This window comes from Bradyrhizobium sp. (assembly GCF_035701725.1).
Lineage (GTDB): Bacteria > Pseudomonadota > Alphaproteobacteria > Rhizobiales > Xanthobacteraceae > Bradyrhizobium.
This window is the reverse complement of the sequence record NZ_DASSRP010000381.1, coordinates 13,852-37,399: the sequence shown is the minus strand read 5'-3', so window position 1 is coordinate 37,399 and position 23,548 is coordinate 13,852. Positions and strand designations below refer to the sequence as shown.

Here is a 23,548-nt window from a genome sequence, read left to right as displayed (position 1 = left end):
CCTGACCGGCGCTGGCATCGACACGTTGTGGCAAAAGATTCTCGATCACCGTACCGCGATGAACGCCTCGGGCGAATTCGCGGCCCGCCGGCAGCAACAGCAGGTGAAGTGGATGTGGTCGATGCTGGAGCAGCTCACGATGGCGCGGTTGCGTTCAGACGCTTCGGTGCGCGCCAAAGTGAAGCGGATCGAGAGCGAAGTCGCTGCCGGCCGTATCTCGCCCGCGCTTGCCGCCGAGCAAATCGCCGGGATGCTGTGATGAGTGAAGCTTTGCGGATTGTCGTCACTGGCTTTGGCCCGTTTCCTGGCGCGCCATTCAATCCGACCACGCCACTGGTCAAGCGGCTGGTGCAGCTGCGCCGGCCGGCGTTGGATAACGTTAGGCTGAGCGGTCACATCTTCCACGTCACCTACCAGACAGTCGATCGCGAACTCCCTGAATTGATTCAGCGGTTGCGTCCGCACGCACTGTTGATGTTCGGGCTGGCGAGCCGCTCCGCGTATCTTCGCGTCGAAAGCCGCGCCCGCAATGCCGTCGCAACACGCCTGCCGGACGCGGACGGCAACCGGACGCAGAAGACGTCGATCGTGCATGGAGCGGACGCGCTTGTCTTCGGCCCGCATACCGCCAATCTGCTGCAAGCCGCGCGCTCCACCGGCATCGACGCGAGGCCTTCGCGCGATGCCGGCGCCTATCTCTGCAACTATTTGAGCTGGCGCGCGATCGAGGCGACGCGGCAAGCGGACGGGCCTGCGCTTGCCTCCTTCATTCACGTCCCGTTGGTTGCGCGCGATGGCACGGCGCGCGACGCGGCGTCCCACATCACGCTGGAACAACTGGTCGATGCCGGCGAGGCCATGCTGATGGAGATGGTAAAGCTGACACGGCGAGCGCTGATGCAAGGCGCCGCTTCCGCACCCTATTAACCCTACCCCCAACAATCAGCGCGATCGTCGCGGCTGAAGGTCCGGCGCCGGCGCATTTTCTTGCTACCTATCGGATCGCAAACAAGGGCCACGACAGGCCGGAACAGCGCGATCATGGACGTCAATCGCCGTCATCTCATCGGGGTCACCGCCGCAGGCGCGGGCGTGCTCGCCGCGGTCTCTCCGGCCGCAGCGGCGCAGCCGGTTTCCGCGCTCGGACGCGACGCCTCGCAGTATGGCCTTCGTCCCGGTAGCCCGGACGACCAGACCAGAACTCTTCAGCGGGCGATTGACGAAGCCGCGCGCGCGCAAGCGCCACTGGCGCTGCCGCCCGGCGTCTATCGCACCGGCCAACTTCGCCTGCCCAGCGGCGCGCAGCTGATCGGCGTGCGCGGCGCAACCCGGCTCATCTTCACCGGCGGCGCCTCGATGTTCGCAAGCGAAGGCGCCGGCGGCATCGGTCTTAATGCGATTGTCCTCGACGGCGGCGGCATCGCCTTGCCGACCCGCCGAGGTCTCGTGCATTGCCTGAGCGGCCATGACATCCGGATCACGGACTGCGAGATTGTTGCCAGCGGCGGCAACGGCATCTGGTTCGAGAATGTCGCCGGCGAGGTCAGCGGCAATATCCTCAGCAAAATCGCGGTCACGGCGATCACCTCGTTCGATGCTCGTGGCCTCACAGTTAGCCGCAATACGATTCGAGACACCAACGACAACGGCATCGAAATTCTGCGCACCTCGATCGGCGACGACGGCACGCTGGTGGCGGACAACCGCATCGAGGACATCAAGGCAGGTCCTGGCGGTTCCGGGCAATATGGCAATGCCATCAATGCATTTCGCGCCGGGAATGTGATCGTACGTGGTAACCGCATCAAGAATTGCGACTACTCGGCGGTGCGCGGCAACTCGGCCTCCAACATTCAGATCACCGGCAACAGCATCACGGATGTACGCGAGGTGGCGCTCTATTCGGAATTCGCATTCGAAGGCGCCGTCATCGCCAACAACACCGTGGACGGCGCAGCCCTCGGGGTCTCCGTCTGCAATTTCAACGAAGGCGGACGGCTTGCGGTCGTACAAGGCAACATCATTCGCAATCTGCTCGCCAAGCGGCCGATCGGCACCGCGCCCGATGACGATGCGGGCATCGGTATTTATGTCGAGGCCGACACCAGCGTCTCAGGCAATGTGGTCGAGAACGCGCCATCGTTCGGGATCGTCGCCGGCTGGGGCAAGTATCTGCGGGACGTTGCGATCTCAGGCAATGTGATCCGCAATGCCTTCGTCGGCATCGGCATTTCGGTGACGCCGGGCGCCGGCACCGCGCTCGTCAACGACAACGTGATTTCAGAGACCCCGCGCGGCGCCGTCGTTGGGCTCGATCACGCGCGTCCGATCACGCCGGATCTATCGATCGAAGGATCGCCCCGTTTTGCGCAAGTCGTCGTCGGAATGAACGCGGTGCGGAAGCTGCCCTAAAATCAGCAGCCCGCTCGTCACAATGTGTTGCGCAGGATCGGATAACGTGCTGCGACGGTTGCGAGATCCAGCACCGAGGCCCAGGCGTCTTCAGCGAGCGGCTCGGCAAGAGGTTCGCGGCCCACGACGACGTTCTCTTCTGCAACGGTTGCGGCCGGCTCTGGCGGCGCGATCGGAACGTCCGCGATCTTCGGCAGAGCAACCGGACCTCGTCGAAGCTCGTTTCGCGGAATCGCGGTCCGCGCCCGTCCAAGCCAGGACAGATCGACCGGTGTGTTGTCGCGCCTCGCCTCGCACGACACGAGCTCGCGCCAGGTTTCGACAGCGGTCTTGGCTTCGCGAATGTTCTCGAGAAACGCCTCTTCGCTGTGAAAGCGACGCCAGCGTCCGCTATCATATAATTCCGTGAGATATTCGAGGCGCTTTTCCGCGAGATTGCACCAGCGCGCGACAATCTCGCGGCCTTTGGCGACGTCCAGTTGAGATGCCATAAATCTGCCCGCAAAGAGGAAAGACGCGGACGCAACCGGTACGAATCAGCCAAACGTGACGAATATATTTTGTGGAAAACTCCGGCGTTGTCTAGCGACATGCGTTCGAAACCGACTCACGCCCTGCCGATCCCGTGACCTTACGGCTGTCGAAATGAAAAGACCCGTCCGGGGGGACAACCGGACGGGTCAAGCCATATGGCGCTTGGGGTGGATGGGCGCTCGCGCCAGATATAGCTGTTAGGGAGGGATGACCGCTCCCCACGTTCATAGGTCGCGCTCGCTCTTTGGGACGTTCAAAGCCCGTTAAGAAATTTCCGCCGCGCCAGTTCACGACTGCGCGAGCGGATTATGGCGTTCCTGGCTTGGTTTCGCTGGTTGGGGGCTTGTCGGCGGCCATGGTCGGCGCCGAAACGTCCCTGGTTGGCGCCGGCGGATCCTTGGCTTTCGACACTTCGCCAGGCGCTGGTTGCTCGGCCGCGGCAACTGGCGTCGATGCCGCAGGAATTGCCGACACGGCCGCAAACGCATCCGCCTCCCCCGCGCCGAACTGGTCGTCGGGTCCAGGCGGCCCGAGATCGCGGGCTGTTTTCATAAGAACCGAACGCACCTCATTGGGTTTCAGCGCCGGGTTGCGCCCCAACAACAGCGCAGCAAGCCCGCTGACATAGGCCGAGGAAAACGAGGTGCCCGAAGTGATCTGATATTTGTCGTCGGGCGCGGGCAGGAGAAGGTCAACGCCGGGCGCCGACAGGGCGATGTAGCTCCCCCGGTTGGAGGCGGCAAACAACTTGTCCTTCGCATCGGTGGCACTGACGGCGATGACGCTCGCCTCCGCCGCCGGATAGAGCGGCGGCGATTTAGGACCGGCGTTGCCCGCAGCCGCGACCGCAACGATGTTGCGCGCCGCCAGCGCCGCCAGGCCGCGCGCGATGATCGCGTCTTTCGGCCCGGCAAAGCTCATATTGACGATCTGTGCGCCATGGCTTGCGGCAAGATCGAGCGCCTTGAGGATCACAAACGAGGTGCTTTCTCCTCTGCCCGCGGCGCCAAAGGCGCGGATTGCGAGAATATGCGCAGCAGGCGCACTCCCCATCAGCTTCACATGCGAGACGATCGCGCCGGTAACGGCGGTGCCGTGGGCATGTGGCCCCTCCTTGCTTTCGAGGGCATCGAACGGCGTGATGGTCACGCCGGCAAATTCGGGGTGCTTGAGATCGACGCCGGAGTCGATCACCGCGACCGTTACATTGGCGCCTTCGGTAATCGCATGCGCCTCGGCCAGGCGCAATTTCAAGCGGGCATATTGCGTGGGATCACCGTCGCTGACGCCAGCATTCTGATCCTGGAGAATGTAGCGATAGTTCGGTTGAGCGGTGCGGACGCTACCATCTTCGGCGAACTCGCGGCTTGCTGCATCCGCCGTCTTGCTGCCCACAATACGGAACAAGCCGATAGTGGCGCCAATCAGGTTAAAGCTTTGCGATTCGATCCGCCGCAGGCCGTGACGGCGCGCCAGCGCATCGACCTGAGCGACGGATAGCGTGCCGTCGATTTCACCGACAATCTCCTTGATCGCGCGCGAACCAAGCGAAGCTTCCACCGCCTTGCCGCTGCCACCATTCTTGCTCTTGCGGCTTTTTCCGGCGGCAACCTGCCCCGAACAATCGCCGTTGTCGCGCTCGGCGGCAGTGCATGGAGAGCCGACACGGATATTGTCACGGTCAAAGCCGGTGATGGCGCGACCGGCAAGGTTCGGATTGATGTAGACATGGGGGCCGTGGTCGAAGCTCGGCACCCGCGAGGGAATGTTTATCGTCGGCGAGCGCATCATGTTCTGCGCCTGCGCCGGCGCGCCCCACCCCGTCGACATCACGAGCGCGGCGAGGAACGAGGCCATCAAGGCCGGGATATTCAACCGCCAAATCGTCCCGACACGGATCATGGAATTTCAGCCTTCATGAGCGCGCGGCCCGCTCACGGCGTCGCCACGGCAAGACTGACGATCCGCTCGCTCTGCAATCTGCCGAGCAGGTTTGCGAAGTCGTCTTTCGACATCGATCCATTGGCAAATCGCAGGCGAAACATGCCGCCTTTGGCGCCTTCAACGATCGAGGCCTGATATTTGTCGAGCAATGCCGTGATGTCGCCAACGCGCGCATCCGGCGCAAATCGTACCAACGCCTGCGGAGCCGCGGTCGCCGTCAGATTGCGCGTGAGCGGCTCGTTCATGCTCAACGAGGCGGTCTGGAACGTCGCGGGCCGGTTGTTCAATAGCACCCCGGCGATAATTCCGGCCTGCAAGACCAGGACGAAGGCGCCGAGGCTTGCGGACCATGCGAGGGTCCGCGGCGAAAGGGCCGAGAACAAGCCGGCGAACCGCGTCCCGAGGCTCAACGATGTCGAGGCATTTCGCGCGGGTTCCGCATCGATCGCGGCAAACAGCTTTTGCATGGCGCGCGAGGACGGCGCGCCAAGACTTTCATTCAAGTCGATGGTGCCCGCATATTCCTCGCGGATGACGGCATATTGCCTGGCGAGCTCGGGATCGCGCGCCAGCGCTTCCTCGACCTTGCGGGCGTCGCGCGCATTCAACGTGCCAGCCGCGTGCCAAGGCAGCAGCAACTCGATGTCGCTCGGTTCCTGGTCGACGATTTTCTTGCTCGCAGCCATCATGGCCAGCCTCGCTCTATACCGGCTGCCTTCAGCAGTTCGGCCAATTTCTTGCGTGCGTAGAACAAGCGGGTCTTCACGGTATTCTCCGGTATCCCAACAATGCCAGCCACTTCTTCCACGGACTTCTCGTGATAGTAGACGAGATCGACAATCTCCCGGTGCTCGGCTGAAAGCAGGCCAAGGCACTTACGCAATGCTTCACCAGTGTCTTTCTTCTGTACGCTCACCTCGGGATCGTCGGACGTATCCTCGATCGCGCCGGCGGCCTCATCGTCCAGTTCCGCATCCTTCCTGCGGCGAAGCGCGGATAGCGCCTTGAACCGCGTGATCGCCAACAGCCAGGTTGAAACCGCGGACCGGCCTTCAAATTTCCCGGCCTGACGCCACACATCAAGGAAAACCTCGCTGATGAGGTCTTCGGCAACTTGTTCGTCCCGAACGAGCCGAAGGCCAAACCGGAACACCCTGACATGATGGCGCCCATAGAGCACTTGCATGGCAAGCCGATCGCCTCGGGCGATCCGCGCGATCAGGGTGTCGTCGGAAGCCGCCTGTGTCGCACTCAATGGCCGTCTCGCAGGGTTGGTCGGATCAAACTGGGGCGTGGTTCGATGGGAAAGGCAAGATTCTGCAAATTATAGCAATAACCCGCCACAGACTGTGACCCTGCGCACAGGAAAGCTTTTTCCGTCGCTAACGCAGCATTTGAGGTATTATAGAACCAGAAAACTGGAGGGGGCCGGCACCGTAGCGTTGCGGGCAGATGTGCGGCATCACGGCGCAGACCGCGAATTTCCTCGTCCAAACAAGGGGGAAGCGGCTCTTCGCGCGCCGAGATTTCCCCCCGAAAGATACCAAACCTAAAGGCTTGCCCCGTAGATTTCGTCAATTGCTTTCACCAACGGCGAATTTATGGGCATCGCGGCGTCGCCTTTTTACAGTCCGACGGCAGACCGGTCGAACGACGTCGGCTCCAAACTGACGCCCGAGGCGCTCGCGCGGCGAGCCCGGCAGCGCCGGCAGATCCAGGGCATGATCGGCATCAGCTATGTCGTCGATGCCGTCATCCTTCTGATTTATGCGCATGCCGGCACCACATCGCCGGTCATCGGTCCAGCATTTGCCGTCTGCGGCTTGCTATCGGTCGTCGGATATCTCCTGCTCTCGGAGAGCGGGATCACCGAGCGATTCCAAGATCACTACATCGTCGTTCCGCACTCGATCATCAGCATGATGATCATGCTGGCTTTTACCTACATCGCGCCGGAAGTCGGCGTGATGTTCCTTTGCACGCTGTTCGAGGTATTTGCCTTCAGTTCACTGCGCTCCACGCCGCGACAGACAGCGGTGGTCTGGACGGCCATGGCACTAGGCGTTGCCGCGCTGTTCCTTCTGACAGACAAGCCGATTTCGCTGCCTCACGACAGCTATCTGGAACGCTTCGCCACGATGATGGTGTTCATCCTGACGATCGGGCGCTGCATGTACATCGGCATATTTTCCAGCGCCATGCGCGAATCGCTCTACAAGAGCGGGCTTGCGCTGAAGGAAGCCAATAAGCGCATCGAAGAGCTCGCTGAGCTCGATGATCTTACCGGTTCGCTCAATCGCCGTTGCATCATGCGCTTTCTGGACGAGGAGATTGCGCGAGCCCAGCGGACCAACCTGCCCTGCTCGATTGCGCTGCTCGATCTGGACTGGTTCAAACGCATCAACGATACCTACGGTCATCCAACCGGCGATGAAGTGCTCAAAACCTTTGCCATCACCGTGTTTGCCAATATCCGCAACGTCGACCGCTTCGGCCGCTATGGTGGCGAGGAATTCTTGCTTGTTCTGCCAGACACGTCTCACGAGGTCGCGGTACGGCTACTCGAACGGCTGCGCTCGATCGTCGCCGATCTCGATTGGAGCGCATTCTCGCAAGGCATGCGTGTGACAGTTTCCGCCGGGGTCGCCACGCTGAAGGCCGGCGAGGCGGCAGACGTCCTGCTCGCTCGCGTTGACGGCGCCCTCTACAAAGCCAAAGCACAAGGACGCAACCGCACCTGCAGCGCCTGACCCATCATCTCGCCCCGCGGAGAAAACCGCGGGTTCATACGACAGCTACTCCAGGACAGAGTCATATGAGTTCGAAACCGCTCTCCACTTCCGAAGGCCTGCTCGACGAATTGCAGGCGACACTCGCACACGGTACCGTCGCTCGTCGGGTCGAGACGCTGCGAAGGGTAACGGATCTCTTCATCAGCGGCGCCGTCGAGTTCTCCGACGATCAGATCGCGCTGTTTGACGATGTGTTCCAGTGCCTGATGCACCATATCGAAACATCCGCCAAGGCGCTGTTGTCCAACCGCCTCGCTCCTGTCGATCGCGCCCCGCCGCTGACGATCCGCGCGCTGGCGTTCGACGATCTGATCGAGGTTGCCGCCCCCGTGCTGTCGCAATCCGAGCGGCTCGACGACCAGACCTTGATCGAGACCGCGCGACACAAGAGCCAGGCCCACCTGATGGCGATTTCAACGCGCAGGGCGCTCAGCGGCGCCGTCACCGATATGTTGGTGCAACATGGCAATGACGAGGTGGTTCAAAGTGTTGTTGGCAATCCCGGAGCCGAATTCTCAGAACGCGGCTACACGCGGCTCGTCAGTCGCGCCGAAGGCAACGACATTCTTGCAACCTGCATCGGCCTGCGTCCCAACATCCCCCGGCATGTTTATCTGAAACTGCTGGCAAAGGCGTCCGAGACGGTGCGGGTCAAGCTGGAGGCGGCCAATCAACCGATGGCGCGGGACGTCTCAAACGCCGTGCGGGAAGCGACACGGCTGGCGCGCTCCGCGCCTTCGGCCATGTCAGAGGAAACCGCCATCGCACACGCGCTTGTCAAATCGCTATACGAAGACGGCCGGCTGGACGAACACCAGGTGGCCGCCTTTGCCGAGGCCGGCAAGTTCGACGAGGCCAATGCCGCCGTCGCCGCGCTCGCCAACGTGTCGGTGACGATCGCCGAAAGCATGATGGTGGAAACCCGTGCCGAGGGCGTGATGATTCTGGCGAAAATCTCCGGCATGTCGTGGTCGACCGTCAAGTCGATCATCAGGATGCGCGACGAACTCGCGGGCAAGGAGCCGTCCGACCTCGAGACCTGCAAGGCCACCTACGAGCGGCTTCGCCCTTCGACGGCGCAGCAGGTGCTTCGTTTCCACCGCATGCAGCAGGCGGCGACGCCGCCCGCGGCCTGAGACCAGCTAGAACTTGAGCACCTTGGCGCCGACAAGCGCGCCAAGCACCGTCACCATGGCGGTGGCGATCGGATACCAGGTCGCCACAAAGAGCGGTGAATCGTCGGTGCAATGCGAAGCGTACAGCGTCGCGGCGAGCCCCGCCGAGATCAGCCCCGCCATCGCACCGGCAAGCGCTGGCCGCGCCGGCGCACCGTGACGCAGCCCGATCAAGGCGCCGGCAAGAAGCGGCAACGACAAAAGCGGGATGGATGTCATGCAGACCCGCGAGTTATTGCCGACCAAACGCGTCATCATCGGCAACCTTTGCGGCATCATCATTTCGCTGCCAATTCCGGCAGCGATGATGCCGACCGGAATCAAAAGCAACCATCCCCATCCCTTGAGCGAAGCCTCGGGCCGCGAGAGATGCAGACCCACCACAATGGCGGAGATCGCCAGCGCCAATGTGATCACGAATTTCAAATCGAAGAACGGGTTGTGCATCGCCGTCATGACATCCGGCCGCACGCCGAGCGCCATCATGAACATCACCAGCGAAATCGGCGCCGCGGCAAGCAAGGCCAGCGCCAATACCGCTCCGACCGGGCGCGCGCGGTAGGGATTGTCGGCGGCGAGCGTTCGAATGAGCTGTTCGGTTTCCATCTTCAATGCTCCCGCAGCTTGGCGGTCAGGCCCGAAAGCGCGCGATGCAAGGCGACGCGCACGGCTCCCTCGCTCATCGAAAACTTCGCGGCCGTATCCTTGATCGAGGTGCTTTCCACGGCAATCGACTGCAAGACCTCGCGCTGGCGCTGCGGCAAGGTCTGCAACAAGTTTGCGACCTCGCTGGCCGAGGCCGTCTCCGGCGCCGGCGTGTCGGGAATGGTCTCGGCAAAGTCATCGATGTTGACGAAAACACGCCGGCCGCGACGCCGCAACGCGTCGATCAGCTTGTTGCGGGCGATGGCAAACAGCCACGGCGCGAACGGGGCGTTCGCGTCCCAGGTATGCCGTTTCAGATGCACCGCCAGCAAAATGTCCTGCACGATATCCTCGGATTGGTCGACCGGCTGACCTGCCCGCGCAAGACCCCGGCGCGCGCCCGCTCGCAACACGGGCGTGACCGCCTTGAGCAGGCGATGATACGCGGCGCCATCGCCTGAAATGGCCAGCCGCATCAGGCCGGTCCACTCGTCTTCAGTTTCGCGCACACGCGCTCCCACAGATCATTTCGGCCGGTTTTTCAAATTGTTACACCAGAAGAGACCGATCACGAATTCGTGATTGACATCCCCTGAAAGCGAGGACGAAGGCCCTCCTGCCGGGTTTGCCGCGAAGGCTCATAACATCTATCGCCGGTTCTGACACGCACCCGATGAATCAGCGCCGATTCAGGCAGGGCGTCGACGTCACCGGCGCCATGCCCCGGTTTCGCCCGGACTCGTCCGAAGATTCCCTTTTTCTGCCCCGCTGCCGACATGGCGAGCGTTCTTCTTCCGGCCGGGACTGGCAAATTGGGGAGATTGCCGAATGATTATCAATGCCCGCGGGCGCTCGGCCTTGATCGTCGCTGCCGGACTCTTGGCGCTGCTTGCAAGCCCGGTCACGGCCGCGACCGACAGTGAGGATTCCGCGCCGGCGCCAAAATCCGACAGCGCGACCGTTTCTACCCACCGCGTCCTCAGGCACGCATGGCATCGCAGGCACTATGTGCACCACAGATCCCACAGGATCGCGACCAGGCCGGAAGACAAGGAAGCCGGCAACAAGATTGCGACCGCGGAAGCCGCTCCCAAGGACGCCACCGTCGCGCCCAGCGACAAAGTGTTGTCGAATATCCCGCCGTCGATAGCCAATGCCAACGCGCAGATGCTGCTTGCCGGTGTGCAACTCACAGCCGCAGCGGCTATTCCCTCCGGCAGCGATGTTCCGGTCGCCGCATCCGAGAGTCCGGCCAAGGCGCCTGCCGACAGCGGAACCATCGTGATCGCCGCTGACCAGCTCAACGATGTCGACCGGAAGCTGCAGGAAGGCAGTTCGGCGGCAGTTGCACCTGCAGCCAGCCCGGCTACGGCCGCCGCCAGCCCAGCTTCGACCGAGACCAGCCCGTCGCCGGTTCCCGCGACGGTGACGATGACGACCGAACGTTCGACCTGGGATCAGACGTCCTTGATCGGAAAAATCTTCATCGGCTTCGGGGCGCTGCTCACGATGGCATCGGCGGCGCGCATGTTCATCGGCTGAGGCCTGACGTCAACGGGGCGTCTTTGGATCGCGGCCGGGCAGTCGTCCGGCCAGCGATTGTTTCGTGCCCACTTGAAGCTCATCCCGCCAGCAGGCACATTTGCCGGCAAATTGGAGATACGGGGTGCAGTCCATGACGGCGTTCGAGCACATCATCGTCGAAACCAAGGGCAAGGTTGGCGTGATCACGCTTAACCGCCCGAAGATGCTTAACGCCTTGTCGTTCGGCGTATTCGGCGAGATTGCCACGGCCGTCGATGAGCTCGAGGCGAACGACAACATCGGCTGCATCGTGCTGGCAGGCAACGAAAAGGCGTTTGCCGCCGGCGCCGACATCAAGGAGATGCAGCCGAAAGGCTTCATCGAGATGTTTTCCAACGACTTCATCGCGATCCGCGCCGACCGCGTTGCCACCTGCCGCAAACCGACGATTGCGGCCGTGAGCGGCTATGCGCTCGGCGGTGGCTGCGAGCTCGCGATGATGTGCGACATCATCATCGCATCCGACACTGCGAAATTCGGCCAGCCCGAGATCACGCTCGGCACCATTCCCGGCATCGGTGGCACCCAGCGCCTGACGCGCGCGATCGGCAAGTCCAAGGCGATGGATCTGTGCCTCACCGGGCGGATGATGGATGCGGCGGAGGCCGAACGTTCTGGCCTCGTCAGTCGGATCGTGCCAATGGACAGGCTGATGGGCGAAGTGATGGCCATGGCGGACAAGATCGCCGAGATGTCGCTTCCGGCGGCGGAGATGGCCAAGCGCGCCATCAACCGCGCGTTCGAAACCCCGCTTTCTGAAGGGCTCCAGGTCGAGCGCGACCTGTTTCGCTCGACCTTCGCGCTGGAGGATCGCTCCGAAGGCATGGCGGCGTTCATCGAGAAGCGCAAGCCGGTCAACAAGAACAAGTAGCGCCTTCCGCGAGTTCACCGCTCATGCGTCTTGGGTGTGCGCCAGGGCCGCGATCACCAGCGCGCGATAGAGCCGCTCCTGCCAGGTCGAAGGCTTGTCCAATCCCAACCTGGTCAGGCACTCGGTGTCGGCAGCTTGAAGCCGCTGCCGCCATCCGCGCCAGATCAGCGCGGGCAAACGCTGCGGCGCGCGCTGCGCCTCTTGCAGAAACTGCAAGGCCGGAATCAGGCGCTGCTCCACGTCGGTAAAATCGCTACCGAACGGGAACGACGGCAGCACGCCAGCCTGGCGCGCCGGTCGCAACGCTTCGGTGATCCGCTCGGGAAAGTTTTCGCGGGCGGCTTTGGGGATCTCATAATTCGCCGGCAGTTTGCCGGCCGCCTTTGCCTGGCGGGCAAGCTCGTCCTGAAAACGCGAATCGGCCACCTGCAGCATCGCAGCGATCACCTCGGCATCGGAATTGCCACGGAGGTCCGCGACGCCATACTCCGTCACGATGATGTCGCGCAGGTGCCGAGGGATGGTCTCGTGACCATAGCTCCAGCGAATATTGGATTGCGACTTCGAACCGGCTTGCCGTGTCGATTCGAGCGTCAAGACAGAACGCGCGCCGGACAGCGCAAAGGCTTGCGCCACGAAGTTATACTGCCCCCCGACCCCGCTCACGACCTGGCCGTTTTCGAGGCCGTCGGAAACCGCCGCCCCCATCAGCGTTGCCATCATGACGCTGTTGACGAAGCGCGCGTCGATGCGGGCGCGGCGCTTGCCCTCCTCATCGCCGTAAAGCTCGTTGGTAAAAGAAACCGGCATCATCTGGATGCGCGCGATCTCCTCGGCCGACATGTCACGCAGCGCGCGATAGAACGATCGAGGTCCGAGAAAGAAGGCGCCATGCAGCAACGCGCCGTCGACCTCGCGCTTGATGATTCCGGCGTCGATCAAGCCAATGAAGGCCTCGAACAGCATTTCGCTGACGCCATAGAGGCCTTTTTCGAACGGGGTGGTTTCGAACGGCGCGGCGGCCGGAGCCAGCCGCTTTACGGTCTCAGCGAACTGTGCGCCGTCGCGGTGACGCAGGATCAGACCTTGTGCGAGCGCATCTCCGACCTGGCCGATCCCGATCTGCAACGTGCCGCCGTCGCGCACGAGACCCGCCGCATGAAGACCGATCGCATATTTGGTATCGCTCACCGGCTCGGCCGGCGGCGCAAACAGCGGAAATTCGGTCTCCGGACTTTCCAGCACCGCGCTGAACTCGTCGGCAGCAAGATCGCCGGCGCCGGGCATATACGGCAGCTCAGAGTTGACCTGCCCGATAAGTTTGAACGACGCCCGGCCCTCGGCTCGCGCGCGCAGGACGTCGAGCGTAGTATCGGTATTACAACTCAGGCTGTAACGGCTGACGCCGTCGACGACGCGCTTGGCCACCAGTTGGGTGACGACGTTGAGCCCGCGCGCCAGCAGATAGGACGCTGCGTGGGTGTAGTTCGCCGAGATGTAGTGCTGCTGCGCGAACGGAACGTGCAGCCACCTGCCGGCCAGGAAAAAGAACTCGATGACCTGGACATTGGGCGGCAATTCGCCGGCCCGCAGCGCATTGGCGTAAGCCAGATCCGGATAGCCGCCGAACAGCCGATCGATCACCGGGGAAATGAAACGCCGTTCGAGCAGGTTAGACGGCCGCGGCTTCTCCAGCGTCAATGCCGAAAAAAACGTGAGGCGGATCGATCGGTCCGCGACCGCGCGTGCATACAGCGCGTTGACGACGTGGTTGGCCTTGCCGAGACCGAGCGGCAAGCCGACCACAAGATTGGTGCCGACATCGCGGATGATGTCCTCGACGATGGCCTGCGGATCGGAAAACAGTTTCGGCATCAACGTTCCTTCTCATCCGCGCAAAGCGAGACTGCCATTCCAACAGACCCCTAGCGGTGTACGCCTCGCTGCGATAACAGCGGGTCGGTATCCGGCTTCAGACCGGCAGCCGCTGCGGCGGTATGGTCCTATACCAGGAGAGAGGTCACGATGATGAAGCTGTACTATGCAACGGGCACCTGTGCACTGGCCTCCCATATCGCGCTTGAAGAGGCCGGCGCCGAATATTCCACCGTGAAGATCAGCTTCGCAACCAACGAACAGCGTTCGCCGGAATATTTGGCTATCAATCCCAAGGGACGCGTGCCCTCGCTGGTGACGGATCGCGGCATCCTGACCGAAACTCCGGCGATGCTTGCCTTCATTGCGCAAAGCTTCCCGAAAGCAAAGCTCGCGCCGATCGATGATCCCTTCAGTTTTGCCGAAGTACAGGCGTTCAACAGCTATTTGTGCTCCACCGTGCACATCAACCATGCGCACCGCCCGCGCGGCAGCCGCTGGGCCGATGAGCCCGCCGCACTCGAAGCGATGAAAAAGAAGGTGCCGGAAACCATGGCCGCCAGCTTCGACCTGATCGAAACCAAAATGTTGAGGGGGCCCTGGGTGATGGGGGACACCTATACGATCTGCGACCCCTATCTGTTCACCATCGCAGGATGGCTGGAAGGTGATAGCGTCGATATCGCCCGCTTCCCGAAGGTCATGGCGCACCGCGACCGCATGGCCGAGCGAGCGACGGTCCGCAAGGTGCTTGCGGCCGAAAAGGGCTGATTTCCCCCCGGCGTGAACCCCTTCCCGGCCGGGACTTATCCCGATAGTGTGCCGCCCGACGCCGGCGGAATATAACGCCGGAAAACGGGAGAGACGTGCCATGGGACTGTTGCGGCATGCGATCATCGTGATCGCGGCGATCACTTTTCCTGCCAACCCTTCTGCCGCCAAAGTCATCAAGTTCGAGATCTTAAAAGTTGAATCTCCGGCGTTCGAAGGACGAACTTTCGGCGCGGTCGGCACCTATGACCGGATTGTCGCGCGTGCGACCATTGCAGTGGCGCCGGACGACACACATAACAAGATTATCGTCGACCTCGACCGCGCGCCCCGCAACGCGCAGGGCCAGGTTGAAGCCACGACCGATGTGGAGATCTTGCGGCCGACCGTCGCGGCTAATGGTAACCGGGCGCTGTTCTACGAGGTGCTGAACCGCGGCAGCAAACTGGGCTTTGCCCTGTTCAATGATCTGCCCGCGCTCACCAACGATCTCGCCAAGGCGACCGACGGCGGGAACGGCTTCCTCATGAACCACGGATACACCGTGGTGTGGAGCGGCTGGCAGGGCGATATCGTTCCGGGCGGTGGCCGCATGACGTTTTCCCCGCCAATCGTCGCCGGCGTGAGCGGCCTTGCACGCGAGGATTTCATCTTCGACCACACCGACAATCCGGCGGTCGGCACCTTGAGCTACCCCGCCGCCGACCTCGATCCCTCGCACGCCAGGATCAGCGTGCGCGAACGCGAGGCCGACCAGCGCGCGACGCCGTCGGGCCTTGCGGTCAGCTTCGAGAGCCCGACCAAGATCTCGATCAAACGGCCGGAAGGTTTTGACGCCGGCGCGATCTACGAATTCATCTATACGGCGAAAGATCCGAAGGTGATGGGCCTCGGCTTTGCGGCAACCCGCGATGTCGTCTCCTTCTTGCGCAACGATACTGCCGACGCATCCGGCGCCGCCAATCCCCTCGCCGGCCGCATCGATCGCGCGATCGGCTTTGGCCTGTCGCAAAGCGGCCGTTACCTGCACGACTATCTCTACCTCGGCTTCAATGCCGACGAGGCCGGCCGCCCCGTGTTCGAAGGATTGATGCCGCATATTTCGGGCGGCAAGAAAACCTTCACCAACTACCGCTTCAGCCAGCCTGGCCGCTCGCCCTACGAGCATGCGGACATGCTTTATCCCGGCGCCGATTTTCCCTTCACCTATCCCGTGATCACTGACAGCATCACGGGCAAGAGCGACGGTTTCCTCGCGCGCTGTCTTGCCGCCGGCAACTGTCCGAAGATCATCAAGACCGACAGCGAACTTGAATTCTATCAACAGCGCGCATCGCTGGTGACGACGGACACGAAGGGCGATCCGATCACCATGCCGGACAATGTCCGCCTGTTCCTGCTGTCGAACCTGCAGCACTATTCGCTTGCACAGGACAAGTCGCAGATGGTGAAGGTCTGCGCCAACCCCACCAATCCGCTCAACGCCGGGCCGCCGGTCCGCGCCTTGCTGGTCGCCATGACCGAGTGGATCGGCAAGGGAACGCTGCCGCCGGAGAGCCGCTATCCGAACCGCGCCGATGGCTCGCTGGCGCCGCCTTCCGCCGACAAGGTTGGATTCCCCCTCGTCCGCGGCTTCAGCTATCCGAGCCGGATCGCCCAGCCAACCGTACTCAACTTCGACGACATGCCGCCGTCGAAAGGCCCGGCCTATCCGGTCTTCGTTCCGAAAACCGATACCGACGGCCGCGACATCGCCGGCGTTCACCTGCCGACGCTGGACGCGCCGGCCGGCACCTATACCGGCTGGAATTTGCGCAAAGCCGGCTTTGGCGAAGGCGAGTTGTGCGACAACAACGGCACGATGATCCCGTTCGCAGCGACCAAGGAGGAGCGGCTCAAGAACAACGATCCGCGCCTGTCGATGGCCGAGCGTTATCCGAACGAGGGCGACAGGGCCGCGGCGATCGCCAAGGCCACGCAGCAACTGATACGCGACAGGTTCCTTCTGGAAGAAGATGCCGGAGTGTTTATCGCGAAACCGGACTAGCTCCTTCCCAAGGACAATCCGGGCCGTTAGGAAGCGCCGACGTCTTTGAAAGACAAATAATGAGCGGGAGGAATTTCATGGCGACTGCGGAAGCGACGCAGGCAATCGAGCGACGGACCATCGCCAAAGTCTCCTGGCGACTCCTGCCACTGGTCGCCCTGGCCTACTGCATCGCCTATATCGATCGCAGCAACATCTCCGTTGCCGCGCTCACCATGAACAAGGATCTCGGCTTCAGCGCCTATCTCTATGGCTGGGGTGCCGGCATCTTTTTCTTCGGCTACTTCCTGTTCGAAATCCCCAGCAACCTCATCCTCGAGAAAATCGGCGCGCGCATCTGGATCGCGCGCATCATGATCACCTGGGGCATCATCTCCGGCCTCACTGCATTCGTCACGGGTGCGACCAGCTTTCTGATCATCCGCTTTCTGCTTGGCGCCGCGGAGGCCGGTTTCTTTCCGGGCATGATCCTCTATCTCACCTACTGGTTTCCCGCCGAATATCGCGGCCGCGTCATCTCGACGCTCTTTATCGCGCAGCCGGTCGCCAACGCCGTCGCTTCGATCGTCTCTGCGGCAATCCTCGGCATGCACGGCATGCTCGGCTTTAAAGGCTGGCAATGGATCTTCATCATCGAGGCCGTGCCGGCGGTCTTGCTCGGCTTCGTCACCTTGCGCATCATGACCGACCGGCCGGCGCGTGCCGACTGGCTCGCCGAGGACGAACGAAATTGGCTGCAGGCGCGGCTTGATGCCGAAAGCCGTCAGGTCGGCGGCCATCTGTCCTGGACAAAGGCGCTGGCCGACCCGCGCGTCGTTGCGCTGTCGCTGATCTATTTCATGAGCGTGACCGCCAATTACGGCATCGTTTTCTTCATGCCGCAAATCGTCAAGGGCATGGGTCTGTCCGACATGATGACCGGCTTCGTTTCCTCGCTGCCCTATATTGTCGGAACGGTTGGCCTGATCGCCTGGGGTTGGTCGTCCGATCGCAACAAGGAACGCCGCTGGCACCTGATCACCGCTTCGACGCTGGGTGCACTCGGGCTCGCGTTTGCCGGCTGGTCCGGGACCTCCTATTGGGCGCTGCTCGGCATGGCGGCCGCGACCGTCGGCATCTATGGCTCGCGCGCGGCGTTCTGGCCGATGCCTTCGTTGTTCCTGACGGGAACGGCGGCGGCCGGCGCGATCGCGATGATCAATGCGGTCGGCAATCTCGGCGGCTATGTCGGCCCCTTCGTCGTGGGCTGGATCAAGGATTCCACGCAAAGCTTCGGCGCCGGACTTTATTTCCTCGCCGCGTGTTCGCTGATGGCGGCCGTCATCACCTTCTTTGCCGCACGCGCAGCCGGCGCCGGCCCTGCGGTGCCGCGTCCGAGCGCCGCCGAATAAATCAACAAGAGCCAAACCAAGAGCCCAAACGAGGAGACGACCATGTTCAATCGACGAGAGCTTCTGCTGGCATCCGCTGCCGCCGGCATCGCACTGCAGAACCGCAGTGCGTTCGCCAAAGCGGCGCAGCCTTCGACCAAGGTGAATTTCGAGGTCCCCCCTCACGCCTGCGACTGCCACACCCACATCCACCTGCCGGAGAAGTATCCGTTCTTCGACGGACGTGTGTACACGCCGGAGCCCGCCTCTCCCGAAGAGATGGCGGCACTGCACAAGGCGCTCGGCATCGAGCGCGTTGTGATCGTGACGCCGAGCGTCTACGGCACCGACAACCGGGCGACGCTGGAAGGCATGAAATTCCGCGGCGATACCGCACGTGGCGTGGCCGTGATCGACGACAAGACCTCCGAGAGCGATCTCGATGCGATGGGCAAGGCCGGCATCAAGGGCATTCGCGTCAACCTTGCCACCAGCGGCGTCAACGATCCCTCGATCGGCCGCAAGCGTCTCGAGGCCGCGATCGATCGCGTCAAGGGCCGCGGCTGGCATGTGCAGTGCTACACCAACCTCGCGCTGCTGACGAACATCAAGGACGTGCTGGCGTCCTCGCCGGTGCCCGTCGTATTCGACCATTTCGGCGGCGCCGATGCCGATAAGGGCCTCGAACAGCCCGGCTGGGCGGAGCTGGTCGAAGCCGTGAAAAGCGGCAAGGTCTATGTGAAGATCTCCGGCGCCTACCGCCTGTCGAACAAGGCGCCCGACTATCCGGACTCGGTGCCGTTCGCCAAAGCGCTGATCGCCGCGAACCCGGATCGGCTGGTGTGGGGCTCGGACTGGCCGCATCCGGATTCCGTGACACCGCCCGGCAAGAAGCCGACTGACCTGACGCCGCTGCTTCAGATCGACGACGGCCGCGTGCTGAACCTGCTGGCGGTCTGGGCGCCGGATGCCGCGACCCGCAAGAAGATCCTGGTCGACAATCCGGCGCGGCTCTACGGCTTCTCGTGAACTCACCTGCTGGCCGGCGCCTCACCGCGCCGGCCATCGCGGCGGATCGGTGCCAAGCGGCACGGCAGGCCGCAACCAGAACGCCGGCGTTCGCGACAGTTGCGCGGCATGGCGGATGGCCTGAAGCGACCCGAAGCCCGACGGCACCTGTTCCACAAACGGCAGAACCGCCTCGCCCTTCAAATCCTCGGCCTTGAGACCGTCGGCGAGGCGCCCCAAATCCCAGATCCATTTTCCGGTTTGCGCGAGCGACACGCGGACGTGCCAACTGCCGCCTTCACGCGACTGGCGCGCCTTCGCCATCATGGCACCGAACGCCATCAGGTAGCCGGTGGCGTGGTCGAGAATCTGCGCCGGCAGCTCCTTCGGCCCTTCGATACCGGCCGCCTGCCCCTCGGCATGGTTGAAACCCGTCGAGGTCTGGACCAGTGAATCAAAGCCGCGACGCGCCGCCCACGGTCCGACATGGCCGTAAGCTGACAGCGACACGTAGATAATGCCGGGATTGAGCCGCGCCGCGGCTTCCGGCGAGAATCCGAGGTTAGCCAGCGCGTCCGGCCGATAGCCCTGCGAAAAGATATCGGCCTCCGCGAGCAGCGCTTTCATCTGGCCCCGGCCTTCGTCGGTCTTGAGATCGATGAAGGTAGAAAGCTTGCCGCGGCCGGTATCGATCGTGAGCCACGGGATCGCCGGAAGATCGGGGCCCGAGACCAGCATGACGTCGGCGCCGTGAACGGCAAGCGTGCGCCCCGCCACGGGGCCTGCGATCACACGCGACAGGTCAAGCACGCGCAGACCCGAAAGCGGCCGATCGCCTGCGGTCCATGGCTTTGGCGCGGCATCGCCGATTTTCTCGAACGTGATGACCGGCAAGGTGGCGAGCGCTCTTGCCTGGGCGCTCTGCGACCACTCGTCATATGAGCGCATCATCGAGACCACGCCGCCGGCGTCATAGGCTGCGGTCTCGAACGCCTCGGCGTCCCATCCCATCAAGGCGGCCTGAACCTCTTCGCGCTCGGCCTTGCAGTTCAGAATCCGGCACACCGCATCGCGATGATGCGGAAAATTGGTGTGCAGGCGGACGAAGCGTCCGCCGCGCGTCTTGTAGACACCGGCGATCGCATCCCACGCCGGTGGCGGCGGGGTGTCGTCGCGACGCAGATAACGCTCGCTTCGGCATTCGACGACCGCATGACGCATGTCGACCGCGATCTCCTGCCCCTCGTCGCTGCGCAGTTTCCAGATATGCGCCGCGGCAAGCGCTGCGGCAGCGATGCTGGTTTGCGCCGCGGCCGCGACGCGAAACGACGACGGCAGTTGCGGCTCATCGCCGGTCAGCGTGACGGCATCGAGAGCGGCAGGCTCGCCGCCGGCCAGTCTCCAAAGATCAGTCAGGATTTGTTTCGGGCTTTGCATGTCGGTAGCTCTTCCTTAAACCTCAATTGCTCTGCCTCAACCTGGAAGGAACCGCAATGGCTGCGATCGATCCGCTGACTGCCGCCGGAGTCTTGCTTGCAACTGCCTTGACCGATGCGGTCTATGTCATGTTCACGTCGGCTGTGGTGGCGCGAAAGCGCGTGCCCGCGGCGACGTGGAGCAGCATTTGGTACCTGCTCTCATCCTATGCCGTGATCTCCTACACAGAGAATTGGGTCTATGTCGCGTTTGCCGCCATCGGCTCATGGCTCGGCGCCTTTGCATCGATCACCTTCCTGCATCGGCCGCCCGGGGGACCGCCGGTCGGAGCTGCGCCGGAAGTCTAGATACACGCTCGTAATCTCGCGGCACGATATGCCCGAGGCTTGCCAGGTCGCGCGCCCGGGAGGGCGCAGGGAATGCCGGGTGATCAGCCTCACCCGCAGCCTCGTGTACGAAAGCAGAAAGTACACGAGTAAGTACACCACAGGTTGGCCGAACAGTCCGACATTCCCTGCGCGATGGTTTTAACCGCTTATTCCGCGCTCTTGTGTCCGCAAAATTTGCCAGAATGTGCGAACGGGGCTGGACAGTAGACGCAGCGTTGATCGAACTTGATAAATTGGATTTTGGGCGCACGTCACTTGCTGCCATTCCGGGGCACGATTGGATCGTGACGGCGCATTGCATCGCTGAGCCGTGGCACGCCCTGCGAGAACGTGATAGCCTTGATATCCGCTTGCGGGGCTCATTCAAAAAACAACGCCCGCGCGCCCGGCGGTCTGAACGTCCGTCGCGGTCGAACAGGGAGGCGTCCATGGTACGACGACTGGCCATGCTTGTGGCGGCAGGCGCGTTGGCGCTGACGGCGGGGTCGGCGCTGGCGCATCATTCCTTCGCGATGTTCGACCGGGCCAACCAGGTCGATCTCGAAGGCGTGGTGCAGGAATTCAGGTTCGTCAATCCGCACACCTTCATCTACCTGACAGTGAAACAGGACGACGGCAGTACGGTGACCTGGGCACTCGAAGGCCAAAGCCCAAGCCTTCTCGCCCGCGACGGCTGGACCAGCAAGACTCTCAAGCCGGGCGATGAGCTGAAGATGCGGATCGCCCCGCTGCGCAGCGGCGCGCCGGGCGGCGCCTTTGCGACGGATCAGATCAACTTCCGCGACGGGCGCCAGCTCGATGTGACGCGCCGCACCGGCTTTCCTGAATCGGCCGAGGTGTCGCGCTAGGGGTGGATTTGATATTCGCAACCCGCCTTGCGGCGGATTCAACGAGCGATGCCAAACTTGCAAGGAGGGGCTGATGGCCTATCGGCGTCTGATCGGTTTGGTTGCGGCGCTTGCCTTGCTGATGTCTGCGACGTCGACTGCGCACGCCGAGGGTGACGGAAAGTATCCGGATTGGGGCGGCCAGTGGTTTCGCACCGGGGGCATTCAGTTCGATCCGACCAAGCCGCCGGGCCGCGGCCAGCAGGCGCCGCTCACGGCTGAATACCAGGCCAAGTTCGAGGCCAGCCTTGCCGACATCGAAGCCGGCGGCCACGGGTTGAACGAACACACGTCCTGCCTGCCGCACGGCCTGCCGCGCGTGATGAACGTGATCTATCCGATGGAGCTCATTGTCCAGCCCAAGATCACCTACATGCTGTTCGAGGACAACCTGCCCCGCCGCATCTACACTGACGGGCGCGGCTGGCCGGCGGAGCCGGAGCCGAGCTTCGCCGGGTATTCGATCGGCCACTGGGTGGATGAGGCCGGCGATGGCCGCTTCAATCTGCTTGAGGTCGAGAGCCGCTATATGAAGGGGCCCCGCACTTTCGAGGGCTCCGGCCTCCCGCTGCACGAGGACAACCAGACGGTTGTCAAGGAACGCATCTTCCTCGACAAGGACAAGCCGGACATTCTCCATGATGAGATTACCACGATCGATCATGCCCTCACCCGCCCGTGGACGATCACCAAGAGCTACCGCCGCGAGCGCAACCCGGTCTGGATTCCCAACGAATGCGCCGAGGACAACCATCACGTCACCATCGGCAAGGAGGATTATTTCATCAGCGCGGACGGCCTGCTGATGCCGGCCAAGAAAGACCAGGCGCCTCCCGACCTGCGCTATTTTCGCCAGAAGAAATGAGGGCCGCTCGGCCTCGAAGCTCACACCTCCCGAGGAGAAGCGCACGAAGACCGTCGTCTGGGCCGTCAACGGTTACTGGGCAGACGACTTTGCCGCCCGTTCGATCAGATGCGCCACCTCGTCCGGCCTGGAAAGGTAGACCGCGTGGCTGGCCGGAACCTCGATCGTTTCGCTCCCGGCCCGCTTGGCCATGCTGCGTTCGAGGTCCGGATTGAGGTTGTGATCGCGCGTGGCGACCAGCGCCCAGCTCTTCTTCTGGTGCCAGGCGGCCGTCGTCACCGGCGCGCCGCCGGCGGCCTTGGCCAGCATCGCCTGCGAATGGGCCATGAAGTTCGCATCGGTGGCCGGCGGATCGGCGGCGAAATCGGCGGGAAAAGCGGCCGGATCGATGTACAGAAAGTCGTCCCTGGTGGCGCGCATGTCATTGTTGGCGGGCGACGCCGTCGAGAGCAGGCTGACCGCACTCTCGCCCTGGTCGGGGATGAAGGCTGCGATGTAGACGAGGCCGGCGACATTTGGCGCATTGCCCGCCTCGGTGATAACCACCCCGCCATAGCTGTGGCCGACCAGAACGGCAGGCCCCTGTTGCAGATCGAGCACCCGCTTGGTCGCCGCGACGTCATCAGCAAGCGATGTCAGCGGCTCCTGCACGACGCTAACCGAGTAGCCGTCCTTGGCAAGAATGTCGACGACGCGACGCCATCCTGATCCGTCGGCGAAGGCCCCGTGAACCAGCACGATGTTCTTGACCGGCTCGGCATGCGCCGTGGCGAGGGCCGTCGACAGAAGCGCGACCGCTGCGGCCGCCGCGACCAGTAGCTTATTTGGCATTGAGTTCTCCCTGATTTATATTCAACCATTAGGTTGAATAATACGGCTGCTTGACAATTGTCAACCATGGGGTTGAATGATTTGCGATCGCCCTGGTGGAAACCGACAAAT

General features: G+C 62.8%; 22 protein-coding genes and 1 pseudogene. 14 read left to right on the top strand and 9 right to left on the bottom strand.

Annotation, left to right across the window (positions count from 1 at the left end; all coding sequences use genetic code 11):
- The 3 genes and pseudogenes from VFL62_RS23125 to VFL62_RS23115 all read left to right on the top strand — a co-directional run.
- Positions 1-259 (top strand): annotated as a pseudogene (locus VFL62_RS23125) (methylmalonyl Co-A mutase-associated GTPase MeaB); the annotation flags it as partial.
- Entirely contained in the window at positions 259-927 is a 669-nt protein-coding gene (locus VFL62_RS23120; protein WP_325174719.1) for a pyroglutamyl-peptidase I, read from the top strand. The pseudogene VFL62_RS23125 and the gene VFL62_RS23120, both read left to right, overlap by 1 nt.
- Before the next feature lie 114 nt (positions 928-1,041).
- Positions 1,042-2,412 (top strand): TIGR03808 family TAT-translocated repetitive protein, encoded by a 1,371-nt coding sequence (locus VFL62_RS23115; protein ID WP_325174718.1) that lies wholly within the window; start codon positions 1,042-1,044, stop codon positions 2,410-2,412.
- Positions 2,413-2,429: 17 nt separating this feature from the next.
- On the opposite strand, the gene VFL62_RS23110 is transcribed toward VFL62_RS23115, so the two are convergent.
- The 4 genes from VFL62_RS23110 to VFL62_RS23095 form a co-directional block, all read right to left on the bottom strand.
- The gene (locus VFL62_RS23110; protein WP_325174717.1) at positions 2,430-2,903 is read right to left on the bottom strand and encodes a TIGR03809 family protein; all 474 of its coding nucleotides are present in this window, start codon (positions 2,901-2,903) and stop codon (positions 2,430-2,432) included.
- Positions 2,904-3,252: 349 nt separating this feature from the next.
- Positions 3,253-4,848 carry a S8 family serine peptidase gene (locus VFL62_RS23105; protein ID WP_325174716.1) on the bottom strand — a complete coding sequence of 532 codons (1,596 nt, stop codon included), beginning with the start codon at positions 4,846-4,848 and terminating at the stop codon, positions 3,253-3,255.
- 32 nt (positions 4,849-4,880) lie between these two features.
- Entirely contained in the window at positions 4,881-5,579 is a 699-nt protein-coding gene (locus VFL62_RS23100) for a hypothetical protein (protein WP_325174715.1), read from the bottom strand.
- The gene (locus VFL62_RS23095; protein WP_325174714.1) at positions 5,576-6,145 is read right to left on the bottom strand and encodes a sigma-70 family RNA polymerase sigma factor; all 570 of its coding nucleotides are present in this window, start codon (positions 6,143-6,145) and stop codon (positions 5,576-5,578) included. The genes VFL62_RS23100 and VFL62_RS23095 overlap by 4 nt, the downstream gene beginning before the upstream one ends.
- A gap of 346 nt (positions 6,146-6,491) precedes the next feature.
- Between VFL62_RS23095 and VFL62_RS23090 the strand changes: the two genes are divergently transcribed.
- Both VFL62_RS23090 and VFL62_RS23085 read left to right on the top strand, forming a co-directional pair.
- Positions 6,492-7,640: a GGDEF domain-containing protein gene (locus tag VFL62_RS23090; RefSeq protein WP_325174713.1), complete on the top strand. Its 1,149-nt coding sequence runs from the start codon at positions 6,492-6,494 to the stop codon at positions 7,638-7,640.
- A 65-nt stretch (positions 7,641-7,705) separates the two neighbouring features.
- Complete coding sequence (locus tag VFL62_RS23085; protein WP_325174712.1) at positions 7,706-8,818, top strand: DUF2336 domain-containing protein; 1,113 nt, start codon at positions 7,706-7,708, stop codon at positions 8,816-8,818.
- Positions 8,819-8,824: 6 nt separating this feature from the next.
- Here the strand turns inward: VFL62_RS23085 and VFL62_RS23080 are convergent, their stop codons facing one another.
- A complete protein-coding gene (locus VFL62_RS23080; protein WP_325174711.1) occupies positions 8,825-9,463 on the bottom strand; it encodes a DUF1109 domain-containing protein in 639 nt (212 codons plus the stop codon).
- Between the two features lie 2 nt (positions 9,464-9,465).
- Positions 9,466-10,011: a sigma-70 family RNA polymerase sigma factor gene (locus VFL62_RS23075; protein ID WP_325174710.1), complete on the bottom strand. Its 546-nt coding sequence runs from the start codon at positions 10,009-10,011 to the stop codon at positions 9,466-9,468.
- Positions 10,012-10,330: 319 nt separating this feature from the next.
- Here VFL62_RS23075 and VFL62_RS23070 point away from each other — a divergent pair, with 319 nt between their 5' ends.
- Together VFL62_RS23070 and VFL62_RS23065 are read left to right on the top strand one after the other, a co-directional pair.
- Positions 10,331-11,044 carry a hypothetical protein gene (locus VFL62_RS23070; protein WP_325174709.1) on the top strand — a complete coding sequence of 238 codons (714 nt, stop codon included), beginning with the start codon at positions 10,331-10,333 and terminating at the stop codon, positions 11,042-11,044.
- Positions 11,045-11,177: 133 nt separating this feature from the next.
- Positions 11,178-11,957, top strand: a complete 780-nt coding sequence (locus VFL62_RS23065; RefSeq protein ID WP_325174720.1) for an enoyl-CoA hydratase — start codon at positions 11,178-11,180, stop codon at positions 11,955-11,957.
- Positions 11,958-11,978: 21 nt separating this feature from the next.
- On the opposite strand, the gene VFL62_RS23060 is transcribed toward VFL62_RS23065, so the two are convergent.
- A complete protein-coding gene (locus tag VFL62_RS23060; protein WP_325174708.1) occupies positions 11,979-13,832 on the bottom strand; it encodes an acetyl-CoA hydrolase/transferase C-terminal domain-containing protein in 1,854 nt (617 codons plus the stop codon).
- A gap of 150 nt (positions 13,833-13,982) precedes the next feature.
- On the opposite strand from VFL62_RS23060, the gene VFL62_RS23055 reads away from it, so the two are divergent.
- From VFL62_RS23055 to VFL62_RS23040, 4 genes are all read left to right on the top strand, one after another.
- Positions 13,983-14,603, top strand: coding sequence for a glutathione S-transferase family protein (locus VFL62_RS23055; RefSeq protein ID WP_325174707.1), 621 nt, complete (start codon positions 13,983-13,985; stop codon positions 14,601-14,603).
- Between the two features lie 100 nt (positions 14,604-14,703).
- Positions 14,704-16,650 (top strand): alpha/beta hydrolase domain-containing protein, encoded by a 1,947-nt coding sequence (locus tag VFL62_RS23050; protein WP_325174706.1) that lies wholly within the window; start codon positions 14,704-14,706, stop codon positions 16,648-16,650.
- A gap of 77 nt (positions 16,651-16,727) precedes the next feature.
- Positions 16,728-18,041, top strand: a complete 1,314-nt coding sequence (locus VFL62_RS23045) for an MFS transporter (protein WP_325174705.1) — start codon at positions 16,728-16,730, stop codon at positions 18,039-18,041.
- Positions 18,042-18,083: 42 nt separating this feature from the next.
- Positions 18,084-19,049 carry an amidohydrolase family protein gene (locus tag VFL62_RS23040; protein WP_325174704.1) on the top strand — a complete coding sequence of 322 codons (966 nt, stop codon included), beginning with the start codon at positions 18,084-18,086 and terminating at the stop codon, positions 19,047-19,049.
- A gap of 21 nt (positions 19,050-19,070) precedes the next feature.
- On the opposite strand, the gene VFL62_RS23035 is transcribed toward VFL62_RS23040, so the two are convergent.
- Positions 19,071-20,465, bottom strand: a complete 1,395-nt coding sequence (locus VFL62_RS23035) for a CoA transferase (RefSeq protein ID WP_325174703.1) — start codon at positions 20,463-20,465, stop codon at positions 19,071-19,073.
- Positions 20,466-20,521: 56 nt separating this feature from the next.
- Between VFL62_RS23035 and VFL62_RS23030 the strand changes: the two genes are divergently transcribed.
- The 3 genes from VFL62_RS23030 to VFL62_RS23020 all read left to right on the top strand — a co-directional run bounded on the left by VFL62_RS23030 (position 20,522) and on the right by VFL62_RS23020 (position 22,606).
- Positions 20,522-20,812: a hypothetical protein gene (locus tag VFL62_RS23030; protein ID WP_325174702.1), complete on the top strand. Its 291-nt coding sequence runs from the start codon at positions 20,522-20,524 to the stop codon at positions 20,810-20,812.
- A 257-nt stretch (positions 20,813-21,069) separates the two neighbouring features.
- Positions 21,070-21,702: a DUF6152 family protein gene (locus VFL62_RS23025; protein ID WP_325174701.1), complete on the top strand. Its 633-nt coding sequence runs from the start codon at positions 21,070-21,072 to the stop codon at positions 21,700-21,702.
- A 73-nt stretch (positions 21,703-21,775) separates the two neighbouring features.
- Entirely contained in the window at positions 21,776-22,606 is an 831-nt protein-coding gene (locus tag VFL62_RS23020) for a hypothetical protein (protein WP_325174700.1), read from the top strand.
- A gap of 72 nt (positions 22,607-22,678) precedes the next feature.
- Here VFL62_RS23020 and VFL62_RS23015 read toward each other — a convergent pair whose 3' ends face one another.
- Positions 22,679-23,437 (bottom strand): alpha/beta hydrolase, encoded by a 759-nt coding sequence (locus tag VFL62_RS23015; protein ID WP_325174699.1) that lies wholly within the window; start codon positions 23,435-23,437, stop codon positions 22,679-22,681.
- Between the last annotated feature and the right edge of the window lie 111 nt (positions 23,438-23,548).

Bases quoted from the DNA above. Each gene is read 5' to 3' on its own strand.
- VFL62_RS23120 (WP_325174719.1), top strand. From the start codon at position 259: ATGAGTGAAGCTTTGCGGATTGTCGTCACTGGCTTTGGCCCGTTTCCT.
- VFL62_RS23115 (WP_325174718.1), top strand. From the start codon at position 1,042: ATGGACGTCAATCGCCGTCATCTCATCGGGGTCACCGCCGCAGGCGCG.
- VFL62_RS23110 (WP_325174717.1), bottom strand. From the start codon at position 2,903: ATGGCATCTCAACTGGACGTCGCCAAAGGCCGCGAGATTGTCGCGCGC.
- VFL62_RS23105 (WP_325174716.1), bottom strand. From the start codon at position 4,848: ATGATCCGTGTCGGGACGATTTGGCGGTTGAATATCCCGGCCTTGATG.
- VFL62_RS23100 (WP_325174715.1), bottom strand. From the start codon at position 5,579: ATGATGGCTGCGAGCAAGAAAATCGTCGACCAGGAACCGAGCGACATC.
- VFL62_RS23090 (WP_325174713.1), top strand. From the start codon at position 6,492: ATGGGCATCGCGGCGTCGCCTTTTTACAGTCCGACGGCAGACCGGTCG.
- VFL62_RS23085 (WP_325174712.1), top strand. From the start codon at position 7,706: ATGAGTTCGAAACCGCTCTCCACTTCCGAAGGCCTGCTCGACGAATTG.
- VFL62_RS23080 (WP_325174711.1), bottom strand. From the start codon at position 9,463: ATGGAAACCGAACAGCTCATTCGAACGCTCGCCGCCGACAATCCCTAC.
- VFL62_RS23070 (WP_325174709.1), top strand. From the start codon at position 10,331: ATGATTATCAATGCCCGCGGGCGCTCGGCCTTGATCGTCGCTGCCGGA.
- VFL62_RS23065 (WP_325174720.1), top strand. From the start codon at position 11,178: ATGACGGCGTTCGAGCACATCATCGTCGAAACCAAGGGCAAGGTTGGC.
- VFL62_RS23060 (WP_325174708.1), bottom strand. From the start codon at position 13,832: ATGCCGAAACTGTTTTCCGATCCGCAGGCCATCGTCGAGGACATCATC.
- VFL62_RS23055 (WP_325174707.1), top strand. From the start codon at position 13,983: ATGATGAAGCTGTACTATGCAACGGGCACCTGTGCACTGGCCTCCCAT.
- VFL62_RS23050 (WP_325174706.1), top strand. From the start codon at position 14,704: ATGGGACTGTTGCGGCATGCGATCATCGTGATCGCGGCGATCACTTTT.
- VFL62_RS23045 (WP_325174705.1), top strand. From the start codon at position 16,728: ATGGCGACTGCGGAAGCGACGCAGGCAATCGAGCGACGGACCATCGCC.
- VFL62_RS23040 (WP_325174704.1), top strand. From the start codon at position 18,084: ATGTTCAATCGACGAGAGCTTCTGCTGGCATCCGCTGCCGCCGGCATC.
- VFL62_RS23035 (WP_325174703.1), bottom strand. From the start codon at position 20,465: ATGCAAAGCCCGAAACAAATCCTGACTGATCTTTGGAGACTGGCCGGC.
- VFL62_RS23030 (WP_325174702.1), top strand. From the start codon at position 20,522: ATGGCTGCGATCGATCCGCTGACTGCCGCCGGAGTCTTGCTTGCAACT.
- VFL62_RS23020 (WP_325174700.1), top strand. From the start codon at position 21,776: ATGGCCTATCGGCGTCTGATCGGTTTGGTTGCGGCGCTTGCCTTGCTG.
- VFL62_RS23015 (WP_325174699.1), bottom strand. From the start codon at position 23,437: ATGCCAAATAAGCTACTGGTCGCGGCGGCCGCAGCGGTCGCGCTTCTG.